The sequence below is a fragment of the Terrisporobacter muris genome (assembly GCF_024621905.1).
Classification (GTDB): domain Bacteria; phylum Bacillota; class Clostridia; order Peptostreptococcales; family Peptostreptococcaceae; genus Terrisporobacter; species Terrisporobacter muris.
Genome location: NZ_JANKBY010000269.1, coordinates 1 through 5,191, shown reverse-complemented (window position 1 = coordinate 5,191; position 5,191 = coordinate 1). Strand labels below are relative to the sequence as shown.

The 5,191-nt window shown below is 27.5% G+C and carries 7 protein-coding genes; 6 read left to right on the top strand and 1 reads right to left on the bottom strand.

All coding sequences use genetic code 11. The features are described 5' to 3' along the window. Positions 1–40 precede the first annotated feature (40 nt). From NSA58_RS15695 to NSA58_RS15675, 5 genes are all read left to right on the top strand, one after another. The gene (locus NSA58_RS15695; RefSeq protein WP_039679020.1) at positions 41–961 is read left to right on the top strand and encodes a phosphatase PAP2 family protein; all 921 of its coding nucleotides are present in this window, start codon (positions 41–43) and stop codon (positions 959–961) included. A 31-nt stretch (positions 962–992) separates the two neighbouring features. After that, entirely contained in the window at positions 993–2,219 is a 1,227-nt protein-coding gene (locus NSA58_RS15690) for a BaiN/RdsA family NAD(P)/FAD-dependent oxidoreductase (RefSeq protein ID WP_074429418.1), read from the top strand. Between the two features lie 90 nt (positions 2,220–2,309). Continuing rightward, positions 2,310–2,528, top strand: coding sequence for an alpha/beta-type small acid-soluble spore protein (locus NSA58_RS15685; RefSeq protein WP_039679018.1), 219 nt, complete (start codon positions 2,310–2,312; stop codon positions 2,526–2,528). Positions 2,529–3,024: 496 nt separating this feature from the next. Then, a complete protein-coding gene (locus NSA58_RS15680) occupies positions 3,025–3,633 on the top strand; it encodes a manganese efflux pump MntP (protein WP_039679017.1) in 609 nt (202 codons plus the stop codon). 75 nt (positions 3,634–3,708) lie between these two features. Beyond that, positions 3,709–3,879 carry a hypothetical protein gene (locus NSA58_RS15675; RefSeq protein ID WP_200886382.1) on the top strand — a complete coding sequence of 57 codons (171 nt, stop codon included), beginning with the start codon at positions 3,709–3,711 and terminating at the stop codon, positions 3,877–3,879. Between the two features lie 56 nt (positions 3,880–3,935). On the opposite strand, the gene NSA58_RS15670 is transcribed toward NSA58_RS15675, so the two are convergent. Beyond that, the gene (locus NSA58_RS15670) at positions 3,936–4,412 is read right to left on the bottom strand and encodes a hypothetical protein (RefSeq protein ID WP_039679016.1); all 477 of its coding nucleotides are present in this window, start codon (positions 4,410–4,412) and stop codon (positions 3,936–3,938) included. A gap of 252 nt (positions 4,413–4,664) precedes the next feature. Between NSA58_RS15670 and NSA58_RS15665 the strand changes: the two genes are divergently transcribed. Next, on the top strand, positions 4,665–5,141 hold the full coding sequence (locus NSA58_RS15665; RefSeq protein ID WP_074429419.1) for a hypothetical protein: 477 nt from the start codon (positions 4,665–4,667) through the stop codon (positions 5,139–5,141). Positions 5,142–5,191: the final 50 nt, after the last annotated feature.

Genomic DNA, 5,191 nt, shown 5'->3' with positions numbered 1-5,191 from the left:
AAATAGATAAGTAGGAGTATTTATTGAAAGGTGGTAAATTATGGGATTTCAACTGGATATATTAATGTATTTACAAAGTATAAGAAATGAATTGCTTACAAGCATATTTACTTTCTTTACAATATGCACAGAAGTACCAGTAATAACTGTGCTAACAGGAATACTATATTGGTGTATAAATAAAAAAGCAGGACAAAGAACTTTATTTGCTCTTTGTGGAAGTTTAAATATAAATGCAGGTGTTAAAAACTTTGTAAAAATGCCAAGACCAATAGGAACAGAAGGTTTAGAATCTTTAAGAGTGGAAACTGCTACAGGATACTCTTTCCCTAGTGGTCATACGCAAACTGCTACAACTTTTTGGACTTCTATGATGTATTTATTTAGAAAAGCATGGATATATATAGTAGGAATATTGATGATTCTAGGAGCGGGAATATCTAGATTATACTTAGGTGTTCATTGGCCAATGGACGTAATTGTTGGATGGGTATTTGGTATAGCTCTTAGTATATTATTTATAAAACTGTTTGACTATATAGATGATAGTAAAAACTATTATATATTAGTTGGATTAATATTAATATTTGGGATTTGTACATACTTTATTGGGGGAGAAGATCTATACAAAATGTTTGGTCTTTATACAGGTTTTGCACTAGGTTATATGGTGGAAGATACTTATATTAACTTTAGTACAGAAAATGAAAGCAGAAGAAAAAATATATTTGCCAAGACACCTTCAAGAAATGAAGGCTTAGGTAAGAAAATACTTAGATTTATAGTAGGGATAATATCATTATTAGCAGTTTATTTATTGCTTAATTATATGGAAGATACTTTGATAGTTGGTAAAACAGAAGAGATAATTAATATTATCAAATATTTAAAATATACATTTGTAGTATTCTGGGGCATGGCAGGTGCACCAGCATTATTTAAATTATTTAGACTAGCATAAATTTCCCTATTTATAAGGAAAGGATGATTATTTGAAAAAGGTAGTAGTTATAGGAGGAGGACCAGCAGGAATGATGGCTGCATCAACTGCAGCTGATAATGGGGCTGAGGTTATACTTCTAGAAAAACAACATAGATTAGGAAGAAAGCTATTAATCACAGGAAAGGGAAGATGCAATATTACAAATGACTGTGATGTGGAAGAGTTAATAGAAAATGTACCTACAAATGGTAAATTTTTATATAGTGCTTTTTATACATTTACAAATTATGATGCAATAACTATGTTTAATTCACTTGGACTTGCAACTAAAACTGAAAGAGGGAAAAGAGTATTTCCAGAAAGTGATAAAGCATTAGACGTGGTGAAAGCTTTAGAAAAACAGGTTAAAAACAAAAAAGTAAAAGTTATACTAAATGCTAAAGTTAATAAAATTGTAACAAAAGATAATAAAATAGAGAAAGTTATATATAACAATAATGAAGTAATAAAATGTGATAGTGTGATACTAGCTACAGGCGGAATGAGCTATCCTCTTACTGGATCTACAGGGGATGGATATAAATTTGCTGCATCTCTAGGTCATACTATAATAAACCCAAAACCTTCTTTAATCGGAATAGAAGTCCAAGAAAGTTTTGTAAAAGACTTAGAAAAATTAGCTCTTAGAAACGTGGCTATTACTGTTTTTGATAGTAAAAATAAAAAAGTATATGATGATTTTGGTGAATTAGAATTTACTAAATATGGTTTAGATGGACCTATAATAAAATCTGCTAGTTGTAGAATGAAAGATACTAGTAAAGAAAATTATAAAATTGTTCTTGATTTAAAACCAGCTTTGGATGAAGAAAAATTAGACAAAAGAATTATAAAAGATTTTACAAAATATACTAATAAAAACTTTGAAAACTCATTAGATGATTTACTTCCAAAAAAACTTATACCAATAATAATTGAATTAAGTGAAATACCGAGACATTTAAAAGTAAATCAAATATCTAAGAAACAAAGATTAAACTTAGTTCATTTGTTAAAAAATATTACCTTCACTGTAAGAAGATATAGACCAATAGAAGAAGCTATAGTTACATCTGGTGGAATTAAAGTAAGTGAGATTAATGCTAGTACTATGGAATCTAAGATTATAAGTAATCTTTTCTTTGCAGGAGAGATTATAGATGTGGATGCATATACTGGAGGATTTAATCTACAAATAGCTTATTCAACAGCTTATTTAGCAGGTACCAATTGCTAAAAAATTTGTCAAAAATTGCATACATGTTAAATCTCAATTGTAACATAATAGTATTAGAAACAAATATTAAAAAAGAAAAGAGGTAATAACATGGCAACTAATAATAATAATACAAAGGCTGTACCAGAAGCAAAAGCTGCATTAAATCAAATGAAACTAGAAATAGCTAGTGAACTTGGTATGTCAAACTACCAACAAGTAGATAAAGGTAACCTTACAGCTAGAGAAAATGGTTATGTAGGTGGATATATGACTAAAAAGCTAGTTGAAATGGCAGAACAACAAATGGCTGGTAAAGGTCAACAATAACTAAAAATAAAATAATAATATATAGTTAAAATTAGAGGTAAGTATAAAGGGTTAAAATCCTTTGTACTTGCCTCTTTCTTCTTAGTTTGACATAGTCATGTAAATTAAACAGCTGTAAAATGATTTTCTAATATGTTTCTAAAATAAAAAAATTATATACTTATTAAAAAAATGTTTAGAATGGGAAATAAAGGGTATATTGACTAATGAAAGGAAATATACTATAATAAAAAATACTTTGATAAGGGAGTAGTTGGCACTGATTATAGTGTAATAAAGTCAACATACTGATAGGTTTACTATCTGGCTTTGTTTTGAATGATGAGACTTATCTATAGCTTATGCTATAGGTGGGTCTTTTTTTATATTTTGGGAAGAATAAAATCAAAGTAGAAGCAAATTTTGAGCAACGGAGTTGCCTGAAGCGGTAGCAAAGGCATCTCGTTGGCGATATGAGCGAAGTAAATTTTTTATTAAGTGAAAGGAAGGAAATAATATGGGCTTAATTGAGTTATTCATATTAGCAGTAGGACTTTCTATGGATGCTTTTGCAGTATCTATTTGTAAGGGATTATCTCTTAGAAAGGTAAGTTTTAAAGAATGTGGAAAGGTTGGTTTGTATTTTGGTGGATTCCAAGGAGGTATGCCACTTATTGGATTTATCTTAGGAGTACAATTTAAGGACTATATAACTAGTATAGACCACTGGATAGCATTTATTTTATTATCATTTATAGGAATAAACATGATAAGAGAATCTATGGAAAAAGATGATGAGTGTGAAATTTCAAATTTGGCTGAAGCAGCTGTAGGTGAAGAAGATGTAGATCAACTTGGATTCAAAAACATGGTTATGCTTGCTATTGCCACTAGTATAGATGCACTTGCAGTAGGTGTAACATTTGCATTTCTACAAGTTGATATCATACCTGCAGTATCATTTATAGGAATAGTTACGTTTGTTTTATCAGCTATAGGTGTGAAAATAGGTAATGTATTTGGAATCAAATACAAGTCAAAAGCAGAATTTGCAGGAGGTGCTATTTTAATATTAATGGGTATAAAAATACTATTTGAACACTTAGGATTTTTCCCATTTGCATAGAAAAATAAATAAAAATAAATGTCTTGGTTAAAATAACTCTAGATGTAAAATATTAAATACATAAGGAGTGTTATTATGGCAACAGTAGATTTTGATAAAATTAAACAAGAATTTATTGATTCGGATGTAGATGGAAAAATAAGAATATATACTACTACAGAAGGATTGAGTGTAGAACAATTTAGAGAATTATTAAGATATTATCCTATACAATATTTATCTAAATTAGAAAAGGCTATGGGATAAATGAAACTTTAGAATTAAAAAAGCACTACTAAATTATTGTTTAGTAGTGCTTTTTTTTAACTAAGGTTAGTTTTTCGTATGTAATTGTAAATTCGCTCATTTCCTAATTCTATATCTCCTGTTTCAATATATTCAATTATACTGTCCATATCGTTACCGTTAAGGTATTGTATGGGAATAACTAAGTCATAGCCTTCATTATGTAAAAGATTTTTAAGTTTAAGTTTTTGAGAAATATTAGGTGGTAATACTTTTTTCTTTTCTTTTTTTCTTTTACGACAAGTTGATAAATTCTCATTTTGCATATCAATAAGAGTATTTATATATTCTATGTAAGAAGACTTGAAATCTTCTTCATTTAATAAATCTTCGCTTAATAGATGATTAATATAATCATCGCATAAAATATTTTTTGCAAACTTATCGGCGGTTAATTTACCAGTAACTATTCCCTTTTGGTACTTTCTCAAAATGCTTTTAGTGTGGCTATAAATTTTATTGCGTGTTTCTAAGTCTAATTCTCTTATCTCCATAAGAAACCACTCCTATTTTTAAAATAAGTTCTTATATTTTATTGTTACCAAATTTAAAATTTGCATACCTTTTGTCAGAAAATTAAAATATATAAAGATTTAGAGTAAAAAATCATTTTAGTTTAAGTTTACTTAGATCAAAGAAAACATAATTATATTTTTAAATTTTCAAATAATAAAGCCTTTAAGTATAAAAAAATTCAATTTTACCAACAATGAAAAATAAAAGATGTATTAAGAGGAAGTGAAGTTATGATAAATAGTATAATTAAATTATTTTACTCAGAGGTAGTAAAAACTAAAATGAGCAATATGCCAAATAAAGATTATGAACTTAGAAAAGGATGTAAAGAATTTAGAAATATTACATTAAAAATAGATAGTTATTTATTGAAAGGATTAAAGATAATTTTAGCTCTTTTCATACTTTATTTGTCTTTTCATGTTAGGGTCCTTCTTGGAGTAGGAGTTTTGTTGGTAGAAGTAACTTATTTAATTTATAAGGTTAGTTACGAAAAACAAGTAAAAGAAGCTATTGAAAATGTGAAAAATAATATAGAAATATCAGCTGATCAGCTTATAAATGAAAATGGTAAGAAAGGTATTAATTTATTAGTTACACTTTTGATTATAAGTTTACTTACAGGATTTAATTATTTTATAGGAATAAGCTTTGTCATAGTTTTTGTATATACAGCTAGAAATATATACGAAGGCTTTAGACAATAATAAATAATTGTATTTTTAATTTTATAAATAATTACTTTTATTTATGATGA